This is a genomic window from Mesorhizobium sp. M7D.F.Ca.US.004.03.1.1 (genome assembly GCF_003998635.1).
Classification (GTDB): domain Bacteria; phylum Pseudomonadota; class Alphaproteobacteria; order Rhizobiales; family Rhizobiaceae; genus Mesorhizobium; species Mesorhizobium loti.
The window spans coordinates 1-473 of record NZ_RZQG01001776.1 but is presented as its reverse complement, the minus strand read 5'-3'; the positions used below and the strand labels follow the sequence as shown (position 1 = coordinate 473).

The following is a 473-nucleotide window of genomic DNA, read 5'->3' as shown; positions in this document are numbered from 1 at the left end:
CACCACCACCGCGCCGCTTCCAGTCCTCCTCCTCTTCCGGCCGAAAACCGGCAAGCGTGGCGCCATAGACCATGATCGGGGCGCTAGCGGCTTTGGCCGAGCTCGCAGCCGCGGCGGACTTCGGAGTCTTGCTGGAGACGGAGCTCCCGACCACTCCTGTCCCTCCCGGCGACGAACGAGGAGGGTTCCTGCCGCCACTGACCATCGAGCCGGCGTGCCCTTGCCCGAGGCGTCCGCCGCCACCGGTCCGCTCATAACTCTTCATCGCCTGGAATTCGCTGGCCTCGCGTCGGGCGCCCGTCAGAGACTTGTCATCGTCCAGGTCCTCACGCTTCACACCGGGCCCGCCTCGAAGATAGCGTTCGATTTCGGCCGCGTAGCCAGCAAGACGACCGCTCATGCCCTGGCCTCCCTCGCCTTGCGGGACCCGCCAGTCATCGCCTTCAGTTCCTCGCGAAACTGCCGCACGAGGT

At 67.2% G+C, this 473-nt stretch carries 1 protein-coding gene; it reads right to left on the bottom strand.

Going from position 1 to position 473, the window contains the following annotated elements:
* Positions 1–400, bottom strand: a 400-nt coding sequence (locus tag EN935_RS39980) for a hypothetical protein (protein ID WP_206534739.1), incomplete at its 3' end; no start/stop codon positions are given.
* Between the last annotated feature and the right edge of the window lie 73 nt (positions 401–473).